Origin of the sequence: Streptomyces sp. NPDC048018 (assembly GCF_043202995.1) — a bacterium.
Classification (GTDB): Bacteria; Actinomycetota; Actinomycetes; order Streptomycetales; family Streptomycetaceae; genus Streptomyces.
In genome coordinates this window covers 108,183-124,389 of the sequence record NZ_JBIDBK010000001.1, presented here as the reverse complement: position 1 = coordinate 124,389, position 16,207 = coordinate 108,183, and the positions used below count along the sequence as shown (strand labels likewise).

The following is a 16,207-nucleotide window of genomic DNA, read 5'->3' as shown; positions in this document are numbered from 1 at the left end:
GTGAGCGGGACTCGCCTTGCGCGACCGGGGGAGCCGCCGGTCGGTGCTTCAGGGACGCGGTTCAGTGCTCGCAGAGGGAGAATTCGCGCTCGTAGAGCTGTTCGTTGTGCTCGTCGACGAAGAACTTGCGTTCCTGCATGAGTTGCTCGCGGAAGTCCTTGGCCTGTTCGAGCGTCATGGTCGAGGTGTCGGACCAGGGCTGCTGCGGCGGCACGTCGGAGGTCGAGACGATCGTCTCCGACGGGTCGACCAGGAAGAACGCGAGAATCTTGCGGTATCCCGGGCGGGTGGGGTCCGCGAGGCGGAACGGGTCGACCCGGTGCTGCAGGATGTTGGGGAACGCCAGGCAGCGGCCCGCCGGAGTCGATGCCGAGCCGAGGACCTGGTTCAGGGCGTCTTCGTCCTCCAGCCCGTAGACCTCGCGCATGCCGTCGTCGTCGTTCTGTTCGTAGTCCGGGTCGTCGAGTGCCGCCCGGAAACTCAGCCGGCTCTCGCTGATGTTCTCGCTGTCCCAGTAGTAGATGCCGGTCGAGACGATCCGCTCGTTCAGCATCCCCTCGACGTGCCAGGAACCGCCGGCGTACTCCGGCCGGTCCGGGGTGAGATGAATGGTGGCGAGCTTGACGATGACCTGGAGGCCGCGACCGCGCAGGTCGACTCGGGCGGAGGTGTCGGGCAGTGCGGGCGGGGTGAAGGCCGGGGCGTCCGGGACGACCGGCCGACGGTTCCCCCACCAGTCCTCCTGGGCCTCTTCCCATACGGCAACGGCATCCGCGTAGGCCCCGGCGTCACTGTAGGAGGACTTGCGCGGATACTCCGGCCGGGAGTCGTACCATCCGTAGGGATCGGCCTCGATCCGCAGCGGCCGCGGATGGCGCAGATCGGTGAGCACGTTCTCCAGGAGCGGGCGCATCCGGGCGAACAGGTCCGGCAGGACGGCCGCCAATTCTCGGTGCGCCTCCGGGTGGACGTTGTTGACGTAGGAACGGAAGGCGACCTCGCCGTCGTCACTGACGTCGACGTCCGTGGGAAGCCACTGGAACCTCTCCGAGAACTCGTGCTTCGAGTACGGGTTCGTCGGATTCCGCCAAGCCCGCTCGGGGCCGCCACTCGCCTCCCTCACCAGGCAGAAGAGTGAAGGATGAACCAGATCCAGTACCTGACCGCCCGATCCGGGATGCCAGTCCCGCTCCGCCTCGGGGACCTGCTCCAGGACCGCGACCGCCTCGCGCAGCCGGGCCCTCAGCTCGTCGTCGACGAGCGTGTCCGACTGCCACACCCCGTCGACCGCGGACACCTCGACGCCGGTACCTGCGTCCCGCAGGGCGGCGTAATAGCCGAGTTCGTCGAGGACATAGCGGACCTGCGCCTCGGTGAGGCCCTGGGCGACCGCTTCACGCGTCCACCTGGCGACGATGTCGGCGTCGTGCATCTTCTCGAACCACCCCGGCTTCGCCCGGATGTGCGCGCTGCACCGCATCATCTGAAGCTCCCGCAGCGTTCGGGGTGTTGCGAACGACAGCGAACGGGACGCCTGAAAGGGCAGCGGGAAGGCGGGCAGGCCAGTCAATTCTCTTGTTCCTTCGAGTCGGTGTGCGGTGGCCGGAAGAATACGTGAACCGACTGACACCGCCGCCGTGGTCCCCGTCGTGGTCGTTCGGCGGCCAGGAAGACCAGCCCCGTCGCGCCGGAACGGCATGCGTACACCGCTCCGCCGGCACGGCAACCGGGCCCACGAGGACGTGACCGGAGCGGGGAGGCCTCTGAGGGCGGTGAGAGCTGGGCCGACCGGACTCGACGCCCGGCACCGTGCGGCCGTACGACACCTGTCGCCACACGGATGGCCGGGCAGCGCGACGGCCCGACGACGACGGGCGCCCTGCCCGCACCGACCCCGCAGCGGAGCGCCCGGCGGCCCGCCGCCTCCCGCCCGCGCTGTACCGTGGCCACCCGGGGCCGGACCGAGCGCACTGCGGCCGGAACCGCTCGGCAGCATGATGGGACCATGGAAGGGCTGCCTTTCACGCCTCACGCCGGGGCGGACGACGGCGGGCACCTGGGCCCGCCCCCGGCGGCGTTCGCGCTGCTCGCGGCGGACGGCGTTCTCGTCGGGTGGAGTCGTGAGGCCGAGGCCCTCCTGGGCTATTCCGCTTCGCAGGTACTGGGACGCCGCGCGGCCGACCTGATCGCGCCTTCCCCGGCGGACCGCGCCGCATCCGACGAGTCACGGCCTGGCCGGCCGCCGCGGTTCGGCGGGACGCACAGTGCCGTCATGGACGTGCGCCACCGCAACGGGGACACCGTACGGGTGGCGGTCACTCTGCATCCGCTGACGCCCGCCTCCGACGAGGCAGCCTCCGGCCGGGCCCCCACCGCCGTCCTCATGGCGTCCGAGCTGGAGAAGCTTCGCTGGTGGGAGACCCGCCAGGCGATGTTGCAGGGACTCGTGACCCAGTCGCCGGTGACCCTCACCATCTACGGCCCCGGCGCGCGCCTCCTGTGGGCCAACGAATCCAGCATCCGGGAGATGGGCGGCGACCTCACCGAACTGCTGGGCCGCTCCATGACCGAGCTCTTTCCCGGCGATGTCCTCACCACCCAGCATCTCGCGCCGCCGGAGGACCTCTTCCAGCAGATCCTGGATACCGGCGAGCCGGTCATCGACGTGCACTTCCGCGGGCGTGCCCCGGCCGACCCCGGGCGCGAGCACGTCTGGTCATCGTCCTACTTCCGCCTGCTGGACGGCCGGGGAGAGCCGGTGGGCGTGTGCGAACAGTCCATCGACGTCACCGACCACTACCGTGCTCAGCAGCGCCTCGAACTCCTCGCGGAGGCCGGCGCACGGATCGGTTCGACGCTCGATCCGTCCGGAACGGCGGCGGAACTCGCCAAGGTCGCCGTACCGCACTATGCCGACGCCGTCCTCGTCGACGTAGCGGCGGACGTGCTGGAGGGCGAGGAACCGAAGACCGTCGCCGCGGCCGACCTCGTCCGCGTGGCGGATTCCGCCGGACCCCCCTCCGGGGTGGGCCGGGCCGTCGCGTACCCCGCCGGATCCCCGCAGGCCGAGAGCCTGGCCAGGGGCCGGCCGACCACCGATGCCCTGGCCGCGTCGACACGGCTGTACGTCCCGCTGATCGTGCGCGGGACATCCCTGGGGCTCGTCACCTTCGTCCGGGGCGACGCCTCGGAGCCCTTCGACGACGGCGACCGGTCAGTGGCCGAGGAGCTGGCGTCGCGGACCGCCGTGTGCATCGACAACGCCCGGCGGTACCGCCGGGAGCACACCGCCGCGTTCATGCTCCAGCGCAGTCTGCTGCCACGATCGCTGCCGGAGCAGAGCGCGGTCGAGGCGGCGAGCCGCTACCTGCCGGCCGACAGCCACCTCGGCGCCGGCGGCGACTGGTACGACGTCATTCCGCTCTCCGGCGCTCGTGTCGGCCTCGTCGTGGGCGACGTCGTCGGCCACGGACTCGGGGCCGCCGCCTCCATGGGACGCCTGCGGGCCATGGTGCGCACGCTGGCCGAGCTGGACCTCGCGCCGGACGAACTCCTGGCCCGGCTGAACGACCAGGTCGGCAGGGAGGCGCCGGACCAGAACGCGAACGGGGCGGACGGCGGCGGCGCCGTCGGAGCGACCTGCGTCTACGGCATCTACGATCCGGCGTCCCGGACGAGCACCTGGGCCGCGGCGGGGCACCCGTCACCGGCCGTGGCGCAGCCGCACGGCCCCGTCGGCTTCCTCCGCCTGCCGCCGGGCCCTCCGCTGGGCGTGGGGCGGCTTCCCTACGAGAGCGTCGACGTGGAGCTCGCCGAGGGCAGCCTGGTCGTCCTGTTCACCGACGGCCTCGTGGAGGCCCGCGGGCAGGGCATCGACGTGGGACTGGACCGGTTGGCCGCGGTCCTCGGCGAGCAGCGGGGAACGTCGCCCGACCGCCTCTGCGCCCAGATCGTCGCGGAGCTGTCCACGGGCGAGGTGCAGGACGACGCGACGCTCCTGGTCGTGCGCACCCGTGCGCTGGGGGCACGCCAGGTGGCGGCCTGGGAGCTGTCCCCGGACCCCGCCCTGGTCGCACGCGCCCGTTCGATGGCCGTGGAGCAGCTCGAACGGTGGGGACTGGACGACCTGGCCTTCACCACGGAACTGGTGGTCAGCGAGCTGGTCACCAACGCCATCCGGTACGCCGCCGGTCCGATCGGTCTCCGGCTGATCCGGGACCGTTCCCTCATCTGCGAGGTCTCCGACTCGCAGCACACCTCACCGCACGCCCGTTACGCCGGAAGCGACGAGGAGGGCGGACGTGGCCTGTTCATGGTCGCCCAGCTCACCGAGCACTGGGGGACGCGCTACCTGCCGACGGGGAAGACGATCTGGGCGGAACAGGCCCTGCCCGGGATCTGACGGACCGGGCCGCCCCGGCGGGCGGCGCCGGAACCGTGTTCAGGCCGGTGCGCGGCGTACGTGCCGGTGTCCGTCGAGCGGGTAAACGGGAGGGAACGCCGGAAGGATCCCGTCCAGGCCGTAACCGCTCTTCTCGGCGACGCGGCAGGAAGCCGCGTTGTCCACCTGGTGGAGGAGTTCGAGGGTTTCCAGGCCGTCGGCCCCGAAGGCGGCGAAAGCCCAACCGGTGACACCCTCCAGCGCCCGTGGGGCGACACCTCGCCCCCGGGCGTGCGCCGCCGTCCAGTAGCCCACCTCGGCGGACGGTCTGCCGGGCGCGACCCCCTTCAGGACCACGTTGCCCACCGGGCGAGGGGGCGCCGCTTCGGCCGCCGTCTCCAGTACGGCGAAGGCGAGCCGGCTTCCCGTCGCCCAGCCCTGCTCCTGCTCCCGCACCCACCGCAGGCCGTCCTCCTCGCTCTCCGGAGGGGCACTGGTGGAGCGCCGCAGAACGGGGTCCTGGAACGCCTGGACGAGCGCGGCGACGTCGTCCGTGCACCAGGGGCGGAGGAGGAGGGCCGGGGCGGCCGGCGTCGCGGCGACGTGGAGCTGGACGGGAGTGTTCATCGCCGGATCGTACGTGGAATCCGCCCTATGCAGGGGGTTGTTCATGGTGATCCGCCGTGACCGTCGGTAGGATCGGCACGCATGACGGACGCATCACCGGCGACGACCGTGACCCGCCTGTTCCCGCTGCTCGCCGAAGGCCGGACCGCGGAGGCGGCGGCCCTGTTCGCCGACTCGGTGTCGTTCTCGGTTCCGCACCCGCCGGGCGTGCCCTGGGTGCCGGAGGTCGACTCCGCCGACGGCATGCGCACGTTCTTCGACCTGCTCCGCACGCATGTGCGCGCCGAGCGGTTCGACCTCCGTCAGGTGCTCGTCGACGGCGACGACGTCGTGCTCTTCGGGCACATGGTCTCCGAGGTCAGGACGACGGGCCGGACCATCGACACGGCCTTCGCCCTGCACACCACCGTCCGCGACGGACGGATCACCCGCTACCACCTGTACGAGGACACCTACGCCGTGGCCAAGGCGTACTTCGGCGACTGACGGCGCGGGCCCGTGACCCCCGTCGGCCGGGTCTCGTGTCGACAGACGCGGTGCACGGCTCATGGAGTGTGCAGGCGTACCGCCAGGGCGGCGATGTCGTCGTCGAGATTGCCTCTGCTGTGACGGAGGAGGTCGTGGTGCAGGGCCGTGAGCAGATCGCGGGGAGGCACGGGGGGCTGACGCCGCATCCAGGCCGTCAACGGGAAGAACTCGCCGTCCCGGGCGCGCGTCTCGGCGATGCCGTCCGTGTAGAGGAGGAGAACGTCACCGGGCCAGAAGTCGAACGCGTCCACGCGGTAGTGGTCACCGATCAGTTCCGCGAGGCTGAGCAGGGGGGACGGGTCGGACGGCTCGAGGACCCGTACGTCCTTCGGATTGCGGATCAGCGGCGGGGGGTGTCCGCAGTTGACGACGGTGATGCGGCTCCCTCGATGCGGGATCTCGACGAGCAGAGCGGTGGCGAAGCGCTCCATCGGCGCCTCGGGCGGATGGGCGGTGTTGTGCCGGGCGCAGCTGGCGTCGAGCCTGCGGGCGATGTCGGTCATGGCGGCCTCGCTGTACGCCGCCTCCCGGAACGCGTTGACGATCGCCGCAGCGGCCCCCACCGCGGGCAGCCCCTTGCCCCGTACGTCGCCGATGAGCAGCCGTACCCCGTACGGCGTATCGACCACCTCGTAGAAGTCCCCGCCGATGCGTGCCTCCGCGGCGGCGGAGAGGTACAGCGACTCGATCTCGACGTTCTGGAAACGGCGCGGCAGGGGCCGCAGCACCACCTGCTGGGCGGCGTCGGCGACGAGCCGTACGTGAAAGAGGGTGCGCTCCCGCTGAAGCCGCACATGGCTTCCGTACGCGGCGGCCACGGTGACCGCGATGATCCCGCCGCACGTCCACCACGTGCCCAGATCGGGAAAGACGAAGCTGAGTCCGACCATCAGCAGCAGACAGACGGTCCCGAGCAGGATGGTCGGGAGGACCGGCCACATGGAGGCGGCCAGAGCCGGCGCCGCGGGCAGGAGACGGCTGAACGCCAACTCCGGCGGAGTGGCGTAGGCCAGGCCGGCGATCACGACGGTCAGAATCACCGGCGACAGCCGCACCAGCCTGCCGTAGCCGTGGCTCCGGCGGAGCCACAGCCGTCCGGACTCGATCATGAATCCCAGCGTATCCGCGCGGAGCCGGCTCAGCGACGCGACGAGCGGGCGTCGCGCGCGACGGGCACCCCTGCAGGCCTCCGTGGCGTCACCGGGGGGGCTGGCACCTGCACGGGCCCGGGAGTCATCACGGAAGGCGAGAGGGGGACACCAGGAGTGTTCACCCTGCCACGTCCGGAACAGGAGTGGTCGTCGCGGCCACGCCGTGGCGCGGCCGCGACGAACGGACGGACGACGCGGCGCGCCCTTCGCGTCCTGTCGCTAGCGCATCGGGCGGCGCCCGCCGCGCCGGAAGCGCACGGCCCCCAGGGCGAGCGCAACGACGAACACGAGCACGCCGATGACCAGCAGATAGAAGAGCCCGTCGGCGACGGCGCCGACGATGCCGAGCGCGATCGCGGCGATCACGAGCAGCAGTACCCAGATCATCACGGCCTCTCCCGCCGTCAGCGCCTGGCCAGACGCCGCTCACCACCGGCGCCGGGCTGGTACTCCAGCTTGTAGTGCGCGAAGACGTCGGGTTCCCGTTCGGCCGCCAGCACCCCGTCCATGTCGATGGCCGGCGCGTCCTTCACCAGGGACTTGGCGAACGGGACCTTCAGATAGCCAGGGCCGACCGTGACGTCGTCGAGGGGGACGAACACGAGCCGGTGCCGGGTGGGAAGACCGACGGTCACCGTCGCGAACGACGGTTCGTCCGTCGCGGTGTCCACGTAGACCGACTCGAGCGTGCCGATCTTCTTTCCGTCCGCATCGACGACGTCGTGCTCGCGCCACTCGCGGATATCGGCGATCTGGATCATCTGTCGGGCTCCGTTCGCTGGCGGGACTCCATCATGTGGCCGAGAGCGATGTTCCGCCCGCGGACGGAGAGGCGGGGAGGCCCGTGCGTCACCACTCGGGGTGCACGTCATGGCTGTCGTACCGCGATCCCCTCTCGGTGACCCAGGGCCTGAAGCGACCGGGCCCGGACGCCTCGTGGGCGTAGGCCACCGGTTCGCCGGTCTCGTCGGTGACGATGACGGCTCCGGTCTTCTGGGCGCAGCGCAGGGCGTGGGTCCAGTGCCGGCCGCGGTGTCCGGTGCGGTAGTCGGGGGTCTTGCATCGGGTCATCGGGTCTCACCGCCGTGCCGTGTCGCGTGCCTGCTCCGCAGAGCGGAGCAGGTGCCCGGATAGTGCCGAACATGCGCGAATACCCGATTCATGAAATTTTGAACATCCAGGTTCCGGAGGTCGCCGGGCAGGTGCGGTCTCCGGTCCGCAGCGGCCGATCACGCAGTCGGAGAAACGATGCCGTCGAGCGTCTCAGTGCTCCTGTACAGCAGCGACGCCGCCGTCCGGGCACAGGTCCGGCTCGCCACCGGCCGCAGCCCCGCGTCCGACGTCCCGCCGGTCGGGTTCGTCGAATGTGCGACCCTGCCCGCGGTCCTGCTGGCCTTGGACACCAGCCGCATCGACGCCTGCGTGCTGGACGGAGAAGCGGTCCCGATCGGTGGCATGGGAGTCTGCCGGCAGATCAAGAACGAGGTCTACCGGTGCCCACCGGTCCTTCTCCTGATCGGACGGCCGCAGGACGCGTGGCTGGCCACCTGGAGCCACGCAGACGCCGTGGTCACCCTGCCCGTGGATCCGGTGGAGTTCGCCGCGTCCCTCGCAGCCCTGCTCCGCGCGCCACGCTAGAACGCCGGCGTGCCCCGCCGCCTGCCCCGCGTTTTCCCCAGTAGTCGAAGGTCGCGACGGCGGCCGCTCCCTGGACCAGGCCGCCGAGGATGAACAGGAAGCCGGTCATCCGTCCCGCGAACGTGATCGCGTCGAAGGCGTCGGGAACGCCGATGACGACCAGCAGGGCCATGCAGGCCACCAGCCCGAACGACATGAACCCGATGAGCAGGCGTCTGCGCCACGCGCGATCGGGCCAGACCTCGCTGCCGCCGCCGCACCAGACCACCGCCGCCCTGTCGTCGAGGTCCAGGTTCCGCGGGTAGCCGTTGCGGCGGAGGATGCTCCGCAGCTCCCGCAGGGACCAGGCGCTGTCCAGGGTCTCGGGGCCGATGCGCACCTCGCGCAGTCCGCGGCTGTCCGGCGGACGCACGGTGACCTTCGTACGGCGTTCCATGCCCTCAGGCTCCGGGCGGGCTCGGGAGACCGCAGCCGCAGGTGCCCCGTTGGAGTGCTCCGCCTTCCCCTGACGGGAAACCTCCCCATCCCGCACCCGCCGGCGGGGCCGGACCGGTGCGGAGCCGTGGGGGTGAGGGCCGGGACTACGGCACGCGCGCGGGCTCCGCAACGGGCGAGGACCCCGGCAGGCCCTCGCCCTCCGGCAGGCTCCCGGGCGCCGGCAGGCCCTCGTCCCCCGGCAGGCTCCCGGCCTCCGAACCGTGGCTCTCCGGGGCACCGAACCACGCCACCGCCACCGCGCCCGTCACCGCCAGCACGAAGCCGAGGACGGCGAGCCAGGCGAAGCCCGGGCGGGAGGCGTCGCCCAGCCACCACACACCGATCATCCCCGGCAGCACCGTCTCGCCGACCACGAGCGCCGCCGTCGCGCCGTTGACCGACCCGATCTGGAGCGCGAGCGTGTGCAGGTACATGCCACCGATGCCGGCCACGAGGATCGCGTACAGCGCAGGGTCGGTCAGGAGCGCACCCGGATCGAAGGGGTCGATGCCGTTCAGGATCCGCACTCCGACCCCCAGCGCGCCGAAGCCGAGACCGGACAGGAGGCCCGCGAGGATCGCGGCCCGGTTGCCGAGCATCCGTACGAGGACCGTGCCGCCGCCCATCAGCAGCACCGACACCGCGAGCAGCCACCAGTGCGTCGCGATCGGGGTGCGTCCGCTGCCCTCCGGGCCCGCCGCGCTCGCCAGCAGCACCAGGGCCGAGCAGACCACACCGATCGAGGCCCACTCCGCGCGGGTCAGCCGGATGCGGAGCAACCGCACGCTGAGGACGGCCGTGATGACCAGGTTGGCGCTGATCACCGTCTGGGAGAGGAACAGCGGGAGCATGCGGGCGGCGAGCGCGCCGAGTCCGAAGCCCACGAAGTCCAGGATCGTCCCGACGATGAACTCCCAGGTCATCGCGGCTTTAGCGGTCGACGACAGGCTCGGCCCGCCATGCTGCGTCACCTGGCCGGCCACGGCCGCCTCGCGCCGGGCGGACTTCCGGGAGCCGACCGCCTGGAGCACGGACCCCGTGCCGTAACAGATCGAGGCGGCGACGGCGGTCAGCAGTCCTATGAGCACCAGCAGGCTCCCTTCACACGGTGGGGGTCGGTCCACCTGGTTCGTTCTCCGCTTGGCAGACGTCGGATCGGGCGCCCGCGTTGCCTGCGACCTCCGACCGCGTGGGGCGTCGGGCGGCGCCGCCCCCGTTCCTACTCGTTCCCGGTCCCGCGGACCTCCTCCGGCCCGGCGGGCCGCCCGTCCCCGTCCGGCGGCGGCTCGAACGACGCGCCGGCGGCCGAAAGGCGCTGTGCCAGCGCGCGGCAACGGGCTCCGAGCTCCGGGGGGTCGAGGACCTCGAAGTCGTGCCCCAGCAGGAGGACGTGCAGGAGTACGGCGTCGAGGCGTGCGGCGCCGCTGAGCACCTCGCACTGTTCGTCCCCCCGGTGCCGTACCACGGCCGCCGCCGCCGGAATCTGCGCGCGTACGGTGTCGGCCGACGCGTGCACGAGGAAGCGCGCCCGGTGCGGGTAGACCCGGCTCGCGACCCCCTCCTGGACGTACGCCGCCGCGTCGGGCGACGGGCGCGGGCGGAAGCGCCAGGTCCGTGCGGAGACATCGGTCATCCGGTCGACGCGGAAGCTGCGCCAGTCGGCGCGGTCGAGGTCGTAGGCGAAGAGGTACCAGCGCCGGTCCGAGGCCACCAGACGGTAGGGCTCGGCGCGCCGGGGGCGCACGTCGTTCCCTGACGGGTAGCCGAAGGCCGTCTCGACCTCGTCGCGGCAGGCTCTGGCCAGGGTCATGAGCACGGTGGGGTCGACCGGGACGCGGCCTCCGTCGAAGGACTCGACGGAGCCGGACAGCGCGCGCACCTCGTGCCGCAGGCGGGTGGGCAGGACTTGGTCGAGCTTGGTCAGCGCCCGGAGCGCGGCGTCCCCGGCGCCTGCGACCGCGCCGCCCGCCCCGGCGAGCAGCGATACCGCGGTGGCGATGGCCTCCTGGTCGTCGAGGAGCAGCGGAGGCAGCTGCTGCCCCGGGCCGAGCCGGTAGCCGCCGCCGACCCCGTAGGCGGCGTGGACCGGGTAGCCGAGGGTGCGCAGCCGCTCGACATCGCGCCGTACCGTGCGCGTCGTGACCCCGAGCCGGTCGGCGAGTTCGGGGCCGGTCCAGACCTGGCGCTGCTGCAGCAGCCCGAGCAGGGTGAGCACCCGCTCCGTCGTGTCGCGCTCGTCACCGCTTGCCACGTTCATGCCGCTCAGGCTGTCACAGATGGCGGACCGATCCTGTCCGCCATGGCTGCCAGCCTGGGGCCATGGACACAGACGCATGCGATGCGGCCGCGCGCCGTGCGAGCGCACGCCGGCGTGCGGCCGGCGGCGTACGGGACCTGGGGGAGCGCCGGCCGCGCGGACGACCGCACCGGACCGGATCGGCACCGGGATCGCCGTCCGGCCGGGCGGAGTACGCGTCCCCGGCGACGCCCGGCTCTACGGCGACCGGGTGGGGGAGGGGCCCGAGGAAGGAGGAGCCCTCCCCGGGGGCGCCCGTGGCGGGCTGGGCGCTGCCCATCCGCCGTGAACCGATCCCAAGCCCGAGGTCTGCCCGCTGCGCGGCCTCCACCATCACGCGAGAACCGACACCTGTCAGGAGACCCTCATGACCGCGATGACGACCCACCTCGACCCCGAAGAGCTCCACCACAACCCGGCGTTCACCCAGGGCGTGATCACCCCCGCCGCGCGGATGCTCCATGTCGGCGGCCAGCTCGGCACCGACAGCAGCGGCACGCTCCTCGACGGTGTCGAGGCGCAGACCGCGCAGGCCATGCGCAACGTGCTGACCGTGCTCGCCGCCGCAGGCACCGGACCCGAGCACGTGGCCAAACTGAACATCTACCTCGTCGCCGGGGTCGACGCCCGTGCGGGATACGCGGCGTCGCGCTCGGTGTGGGGCGATCACCGGACGGCCGTCACGGTCGTCACCACCGCCGGACACGCCCGGCCGGGCGCGCTCGTGGAGATCGACGCGGTGGCGGTCATTCCCGAATAAGAGGGGCGGCCGGGCGGTGCCGGCGCCTCACGCCGCCGCCCGGTCCCCCGCCGTGCTCGCGTTCACGCGGGCTTCGGGCGCCGCGAGGATGCGGCGCCCCTCGGGGCGCCGCCCGGCCAGGCGGCATCCGAGGCAGTGGGGGTGCCCGCGGAGTGCTGTCCGGTCTCTCACACGCCAGGACCACTCGCTTTCGGGGCGGGGCCCCGTGGGCTTGCCCCATCCCGCCAGGTGCAGCCACCAGGTGGTGAGGGCGGCGAGCACGCCGAGCCCCGCGCCCAGCAGGGCCAGCGGCGGCGAGACGGTGACGACGGAGAGTCCGAGGACGCTCAGGCCGACGACGGCGACCGCCGTTCCGGTCCAGCCGGCGACGGTGTGGCCGAGGTCGACATTGCCGTGTGCGCTCATGGCGTCCTTTCGAGGGGCCGGGGATACGCTGATCCAGAGGAAGTTTTATCTCACGAGCTAAGCTACTTAGAGACTAAGGGAAATTTGCGTTGGCTGGCAAGGAGCGCCCCCGTTCCACCCCTGAGCAGGCACACGCCCAGATGGATCACCTCATCGCGCTGGGCATCGTCGCCCAGCACCACATGGCCCAACGCCTGGGGCTGAACGTCACGGATCTCACGTGCATGGGCTTCATCCTGGAGGCCGAGGGGGCGGGCACGGCCCTCACCGCCGGCGACCTGGCGCAGCGGGCGAACCTGACGACCGGGGCCATCACCGGGGTCATCAACCGGCTCGAACGTGCGGGATACGCCAGGCGCCGCAGCGACCCGGGGGACCGGAGGCGGGTCCACGTCGTCGCCGACGCCTCGGCGGCGGAGCGGTTGTCCGAGGTCTACGGCCCCAACTACCGGCGTATCGCGGCACTCTTCGCGGACTACTCCGAGGAGGAGATCGCGGTGCTGTCCGACTGGCTCACTCGGGCGACGGCCATCATGGGCGCCTCTCTGGAGGAGGCACGCGAAGCCGAGGCCGGCTGACCGGACCCCCGCCCCCCAGTTCCTCGGTACGTGACGTGAACAGCGGCATCGGCGGGCAGCCCCGCATGCCTCCGCCCTTCTGTCGAGGCGGTCGCTCAGCCCGCCGAGCGGGCACCCGCTCGATGCCGACGCGCCCACGGCATCAGGCCTCGACGAGGAACACCTCGTCGGCGTAACACCACGCCCATGACTCGTCGGGCGCCAGGGAGATGACGATCGGATGGCCGGTGCGCCTGTGGTGTCCGTACGCGTGCTGACCTCGCGAGCTGTCGCAGCAGCCGACGTTTCCGCAGGTCGTGCACCAGCGCAGGCGAACCCACTCGCGCCCGAGGGCCAGGCACTCCTCGCAGACCTCGCGTGGTCCCGGGTCAGGCGGTTCCACCACGGCCGCGAGGTGCGTGCAGACGCCGCCCTCGGGACGGCCGCCGTCCCGGGCCACCGCCCACCCCTGGCGGCTGCCGGAGTCCGCCGAGCCGTGGCGGGGGTGCTCCGGTGCCGGGGTGGACGAATCCTCGTTCGTGATCACGTTCGTCCACCCTTCGTGCGGCTCGTGGGGACACCCTTGCTTCTGCCGTACGCGCGACGGCGGATGCGGAGATCGCACCGGGGCGAAAGGCGCGCGAGATCCGCCGCGCGGCACCGGCGCCCCGGCGGTGTGCGCCCTGAGAAAAGCGCCCACGGTGGCGCCCCCGGCGAGCCGGAGGGGCGGGAATCGACGTGGTCACCACAGGAGGCGGCCGCTCGCTCGGCTCGCCTACTGCCGGGCCGCGGCTTGTTCCTCGGAGGCAGTGGCGGTGGCGGGGTGGCCGTCCTGGAGTTGCTGAAGGCGTTTGAGCGTCGCGACGAGCATGGCCTGGGTGCCGGAGGGGTCGCCTGCGGTGCCGCCCTCGACGCGCACCTCGATGGTGGCCTTGCCCGATCGGACGTATCCGTGGACGGAGTCCTCGCTGGCGCCGGGGTTGACGACCAGGGTGTTCTCGTCGCCGACAGGCTTCCTGGGAACCTGCTGCTTGCTTGTCTCGGTGCCCTTCCACGCCACGTACTGGCGGTGCGCGTCGTCGGCCGACCTGAAGAGGCAGATGTGGATGAAGGCCATGTTGACCGTGGAGCCGTTGTACTCGTACGAGGAGTCGCCACCGCGGATCCAGCCGGCCGGTGCGGAGTCGGCGTCGCTCGCGCCGTTGCAGTACTGCCCTTCGGTCACCGACTTGTCGCCGTGAAGGGTCCAGCCCGGAAGAGTCTCGCCGTTGCCGAGCAAGGCCTGCGTGAGGTGGGCTTGGGGGAGTTCCTTCGTGATCGGCTTCGGAGCGGGCACCGCAGCGGCCGGCCTGTCGCCGTTCTGCGGGCCGGGAGCGGGATCCGGCGAACCGGTCCCGGGGGAGCAGGCGGTGAGGGCCGCGAACCCGGCAAGGGCGGTTAAGAGAGTGGCGCGTGCACGTGACATGCACACATCCTATATATCGGTGATCACCAGACCGGGACCGTGGGCGACCAAGGGCCATCGCGCCACCCGCCTGCCGCGGGAGCCACGCCCTCGGTCGTACCGGGTCGGAAAATGGCTTGAGCACAGGCCGGAGGTGCCTACAGGATCGGGGAACACCGATGAGTTCTTCCCTGTGCTGCGGTCTGTCGGTGTGACCCGCTCCGTGCGGAGGACACTCAACTGACGGAAGGCGCCATGCTCGCACCACACGCAACACCCACCCTCGCCCCCGACCGCGTCACCGGCGTGCTGCGGATCCTCGTGCTGTCCACGTTCGTCGTGCTCCTCAACGAGACGATCATGGTCAACGCGATCCCGCGCCTCATGCGCGACTTCGAGGTCACCGCGGCGGCCGCAGGGTGGCTGTCCACCGCCTTCATGCTCACCATGGCCGTCGTCATCCCGGTGACCGGATGGTTCCTCCAGCGCGTGACGACCCGGACGGCCTTCGGCCTGGCCATGGCGCTGTTCCTCGTCGGCACGGCGCTGGCCGCGGCCGCGCCCGCCTTCCCGGTGCTTCTGGTGGCCCGTGTCGTCCAGGCCAGTGGCACCGCCGTCATGATGCCGCTGCTCATGACCACGCTGATGACCCTCGTGCCCCCGCACGACCGCGGCCGTGTCATGGGCAACATCACCCTCGTCATCTCCGTCGCGCCCGCCCTCGGCCCGGCGGTCTCCGGCGTACTGCTCCAACTGGGCACGTGGCGCCTGCTGTTCCTCGCCGTCCTGCCCATCGCCGGTGCCATGGCGCTCGTCGGCCGGAGCAAGCTCGTGAACATCGGCGAGCCCCAGGCCGGCCCGATCGACTGGCTGTCCGTCCCGCTGGCCGCCGCGGGCTTCGGCGCGCTGGTCTACGGCCTGAGCGGCCTCGGTGCCGGTGACGAGGCCTCGGCGGTGGTGCCCCCGGAGGTCACGACCCTGGTCGGCGCCGTGCTGGTGGGCCTGTTCACCTGGCGGCAGCTGGCCCTGCAGCGCTCGTCCACCCCCCTGCTGGACCTGCGCGCCCTGACCTTCCGGCACTTCTCCGTGGCGCTCGCCCTGATGTGCCTGTCGTTCATGGCGCTCATGGGCGCGTTCATCCTGATGCCGATCTACCTGCAGGAGGTGTGCGGTCTGACCTCGCTGCAGACCGGCCTGCTCCTCATCCCCGGCGGCCTGACCATGGGCCTGCTCGGACCGCAGGTCGGCAAGCTCTACGACCGGCTCGGGGCGCCACGGCTGGTCGTCCCCGGAGCCGCGCTCACCGCGCTGTGCCTGGCGCTGTTCGCCGTCACGAGCGAACAGACCTCGCCGTGGCTGGTGCTCGCCCTCCACGTGGCACTGAGCGTCGGCATGGCGTTCGTCTTCACGCCCGTCTTCACCTCCGGCCTGTCCGTACTTCCGCCGCACCTCTACCCGCACGGATCCGCCATCCTGGGCTCGCTGCAGCAGGTCGCGGCCGCCGCCGGCACCGCCTTGGTCATCAGTGTCATGTCGGGACGCGCCGCCACGGCGGCAGCCGATGGCGCCGATCCCACGGACGCCCTGGCAGCGGGCATCCGGTGGGGGTTCGGCATCGGAGCCGTGCTCGGGGGACTGGCCGTGCTGGTCGCCCTGCTCGTCCGCACTCCGCCCGTGCCGCAACAGCCCGCTGCGCCGGAGGTGCAGGACGAGGACGGCACCACGACGGTCAAGACCGCCCCGACGCCCTCCTGACGGTCCCAAGCCCCCCCGCTCCGAGGAGGCGGGCACGGCCGACGGCGGTGCCCGCCGGGAGAACCGCCGGCAGGCGCCCGTCGTCGACGGCCCTGCCGCGGGCCCGCCCTCCGTGCCCCTCCTCCGCGGACACCGCCGTGGGCGGGCCCCTCCGGATGAAAGTCCGCGGCGGGCTCTTCGACCGGTCA

General features: G+C 72.0%; 18 protein-coding genes. 6 read left to right on the top strand and 12 right to left on the bottom strand.

The genetic code is table 11. From position 1 onward, the window contains the following. Positions 1-61 precede the first annotated feature (61 nt). Positions 62-1,570: a DUF4246 domain-containing protein gene (locus ACGF1Z_RS00570; RefSeq protein WP_392998338.1), complete on the bottom strand. Its 1,509-nt coding sequence runs from the start codon at positions 1,568-1,570 to the stop codon at positions 62-64. A 435-nt stretch (positions 1,571-2,005) separates the two neighbouring features. Between ACGF1Z_RS00570 and ACGF1Z_RS00565 the strand changes: the two genes are divergently transcribed. Further along, positions 2,006-4,402, top strand: a complete 2,397-nt coding sequence (locus ACGF1Z_RS00565) for a SpoIIE family protein phosphatase (protein ID WP_392998336.1) — start codon at positions 2,006-2,008, stop codon at positions 4,400-4,402. A gap of 39 nt (positions 4,403-4,441) precedes the next feature. Here ACGF1Z_RS00565 and ACGF1Z_RS00560 read toward each other — a convergent pair whose 3' ends face one another. After that, a complete protein-coding gene (locus tag ACGF1Z_RS00560) occupies positions 4,442-5,008 on the bottom strand; it encodes a GNAT family N-acetyltransferase (protein WP_392998334.1) in 567 nt (188 codons plus the stop codon). A gap of 81 nt (positions 5,009-5,089) precedes the next feature. On the opposite strand from ACGF1Z_RS00560, the gene ACGF1Z_RS00555 reads away from it, so the two are divergent. Continuing rightward, a complete protein-coding gene (locus ACGF1Z_RS00555; protein WP_392998332.1) occupies positions 5,090-5,494 on the top strand; it encodes a nuclear transport factor 2 family protein in 405 nt (134 codons plus the stop codon). A gap of 59 nt (positions 5,495-5,553) precedes the next feature. Here the strand turns inward: ACGF1Z_RS00555 and ACGF1Z_RS00550 are convergent, their stop codons facing one another. The 4 genes from ACGF1Z_RS00550 to ACGF1Z_RS00535 form a co-directional block, all read right to left on the bottom strand. After that, a complete protein-coding gene (locus ACGF1Z_RS00550; RefSeq protein ID WP_392998330.1) occupies positions 5,554-6,645 on the bottom strand; it encodes a PP2C family protein-serine/threonine phosphatase in 1,092 nt (363 codons plus the stop codon). Between the two features lie 261 nt (positions 6,646-6,906). Continuing rightward, positions 6,907-7,077: a hypothetical protein gene (locus ACGF1Z_RS00545; protein WP_393000353.1), complete on the bottom strand. Its 171-nt coding sequence runs from the start codon at positions 7,075-7,077 to the stop codon at positions 6,907-6,909. 14 nt (positions 7,078-7,091) lie between these two features. Continuing rightward, on the bottom strand, positions 7,092-7,448 hold the full coding sequence (locus tag ACGF1Z_RS00540; RefSeq protein ID WP_392998328.1) for a PRC-barrel domain-containing protein: 357 nt from the start codon (positions 7,446-7,448) through the stop codon (positions 7,092-7,094). 88 nt (positions 7,449-7,536) lie between these two features. Beyond that, positions 7,537-7,758 carry a hypothetical protein gene (locus ACGF1Z_RS00535; RefSeq protein WP_392998326.1) on the bottom strand — a complete coding sequence of 74 codons (222 nt, stop codon included), beginning with the start codon at positions 7,756-7,758 and terminating at the stop codon, positions 7,537-7,539. A gap of 177 nt (positions 7,759-7,935) precedes the next feature. Here ACGF1Z_RS00535 and ACGF1Z_RS00530 point away from each other — a divergent pair, with 177 nt between their 5' ends. Continuing rightward, complete coding sequence (locus ACGF1Z_RS00530) at positions 7,936-8,325, top strand: hypothetical protein (protein ID WP_392998324.1); 390 nt, start codon at positions 7,936-7,938, stop codon at positions 8,323-8,325. Here the strand turns inward: ACGF1Z_RS00530 and ACGF1Z_RS00525 are convergent. The 3 genes from ACGF1Z_RS00525 to ACGF1Z_RS00515 form a co-directional block, all read right to left on the bottom strand. Beyond that, on the bottom strand, positions 8,258-8,761 hold the full coding sequence (locus tag ACGF1Z_RS00525; protein ID WP_392998322.1) for a hypothetical protein: 504 nt from the start codon (positions 8,759-8,761) through the stop codon (positions 8,258-8,260). The two genes, ACGF1Z_RS00530 and ACGF1Z_RS00525, sit on opposite strands and share 68 nt — an antisense overlap. 145 nt (positions 8,762-8,906) lie before the next feature. After that, positions 8,907-9,890, bottom strand: a complete 984-nt coding sequence (locus ACGF1Z_RS00520) for a hypothetical protein (protein WP_392998320.1) — start codon at positions 9,888-9,890, stop codon at positions 8,907-8,909. 131 nt (positions 9,891-10,021) lie between these two features. After that, the gene (locus ACGF1Z_RS00515) at positions 10,022-11,059 is read right to left on the bottom strand and encodes a helix-turn-helix transcriptional regulator (RefSeq protein ID WP_392998318.1); all 1,038 of its coding nucleotides are present in this window, start codon (positions 11,057-11,059) and stop codon (positions 10,022-10,024) included. Positions 11,060-11,465: 406 nt separating this feature from the next. Between ACGF1Z_RS00515 and ACGF1Z_RS00510 the strand changes: the two genes are divergently transcribed. Continuing rightward, positions 11,466-11,858 (top strand): RidA family protein, encoded by a 393-nt coding sequence (locus ACGF1Z_RS00510; protein ID WP_392998316.1) that lies wholly within the window; start codon positions 11,466-11,468, stop codon positions 11,856-11,858. A gap of 27 nt (positions 11,859-11,885) precedes the next feature. Here the strand turns inward: ACGF1Z_RS00510 and ACGF1Z_RS00505 are convergent, their stop codons facing one another. Beyond that, positions 11,886-12,263 (bottom strand): HGxxPAAW family protein, encoded by a 378-nt coding sequence (locus ACGF1Z_RS00505; protein WP_392998314.1) that lies wholly within the window; start codon positions 12,261-12,263, stop codon positions 11,886-11,888. Positions 12,264-12,352: 89 nt separating this feature from the next. Here ACGF1Z_RS00505 and ACGF1Z_RS00500 point away from each other — a divergent pair, with 89 nt between their 5' ends. Continuing rightward, positions 12,353-12,841 carry a MarR family transcriptional regulator gene (locus ACGF1Z_RS00500; RefSeq protein ID WP_392998312.1) on the top strand — a complete coding sequence of 163 codons (489 nt, stop codon included), beginning with the start codon at positions 12,353-12,355 and terminating at the stop codon, positions 12,839-12,841. 142 nt (positions 12,842-12,983) lie between these two features. Here ACGF1Z_RS00500 and ACGF1Z_RS00495 read toward each other — a convergent pair whose 3' ends face one another. Beyond that, entirely contained in the window at positions 12,984-13,367 is a 384-nt protein-coding gene (locus ACGF1Z_RS00495) for a UBP-type zinc finger domain-containing protein (RefSeq protein ID WP_392998310.1), read from the bottom strand. A gap of 228 nt (positions 13,368-13,595) precedes the next feature. Continuing rightward, positions 13,596-14,285, bottom strand: coding sequence for a hypothetical protein (locus ACGF1Z_RS00490; protein WP_392998308.1), 690 nt, complete (start codon positions 14,283-14,285; stop codon positions 13,596-13,598). Between the two features lie 234 nt (positions 14,286-14,519). Here ACGF1Z_RS00490 and ACGF1Z_RS00485 point away from each other — a divergent pair, with 234 nt between their 5' ends. Further along, positions 14,520-16,019, top strand: a complete 1,500-nt coding sequence (locus tag ACGF1Z_RS00485; protein ID WP_392998306.1) for a DHA2 family efflux MFS transporter permease subunit — start codon at positions 14,520-14,522, stop codon at positions 16,017-16,019. The last annotated feature ends 188 nt before the right edge of the window (positions 16,020-16,207 follow it).

Coding starts and splice junctions, on each gene's coding strand:
- ACGF1Z_RS00550 (WP_392998330.1), bottom strand. CDS start 6,645: ATGATCGAGTCCGGACGGCTGTGGCTCCGCCGGAGCCACGGCTACGGC.
- ACGF1Z_RS00485 (WP_392998306.1), top strand. CDS start 14,520: ATGCTCGCACCACACGCAACACCCACCCTCGCCCCCGACCGCGTCACC.
- ACGF1Z_RS00505 (WP_392998314.1), bottom strand. CDS start 12,263: ATGAGCGCACACGGCAATGTCGACCTCGGCCACACCGTCGCCGGCTGG.
- ACGF1Z_RS00565 (WP_392998336.1), top strand. CDS start 2,006: ATGGAAGGGCTGCCTTTCACGCCTCACGCCGGGGCGGACGACGGCGGG.
- ACGF1Z_RS00560 (WP_392998334.1), bottom strand. CDS start 5,008: ATGAACACTCCCGTCCAGCTCCACGTCGCCGCGACGCCGGCCGCCCCG.
- ACGF1Z_RS00510 (WP_392998316.1), top strand. CDS start 11,466: ATGACCGCGATGACGACCCACCTCGACCCCGAAGAGCTCCACCACAAC.
- ACGF1Z_RS00540 (WP_392998328.1), bottom strand. CDS start 7,448: ATGATCCAGATCGCCGATATCCGCGAGTGGCGCGAGCACGACGTCGTC.
- ACGF1Z_RS00535 (WP_392998326.1), bottom strand. CDS start 7,758: ATGACCCGATGCAAGACCCCCGACTACCGCACCGGACACCGCGGCCGG.
- ACGF1Z_RS00490 (WP_392998308.1), bottom strand. CDS start 14,285: ATGTCACGTGCACGCGCCACTCTCTTAACCGCCCTTGCCGGGTTCGCG.
- ACGF1Z_RS00530 (WP_392998324.1), top strand. CDS start 7,936: ATGCCGTCGAGCGTCTCAGTGCTCCTGTACAGCAGCGACGCCGCCGTC.
- ACGF1Z_RS00555 (WP_392998332.1), top strand. CDS start 5,090: ATGACGGACGCATCACCGGCGACGACCGTGACCCGCCTGTTCCCGCTG.
- ACGF1Z_RS00525 (WP_392998322.1), bottom strand. CDS start 8,761: ATGGAACGCCGTACGAAGGTCACCGTGCGTCCGCCGGACAGCCGCGGA.
- ACGF1Z_RS00515 (WP_392998318.1), bottom strand. CDS start 11,059: ATGAACGTGGCAAGCGGTGACGAGCGCGACACGACGGAGCGGGTGCTC.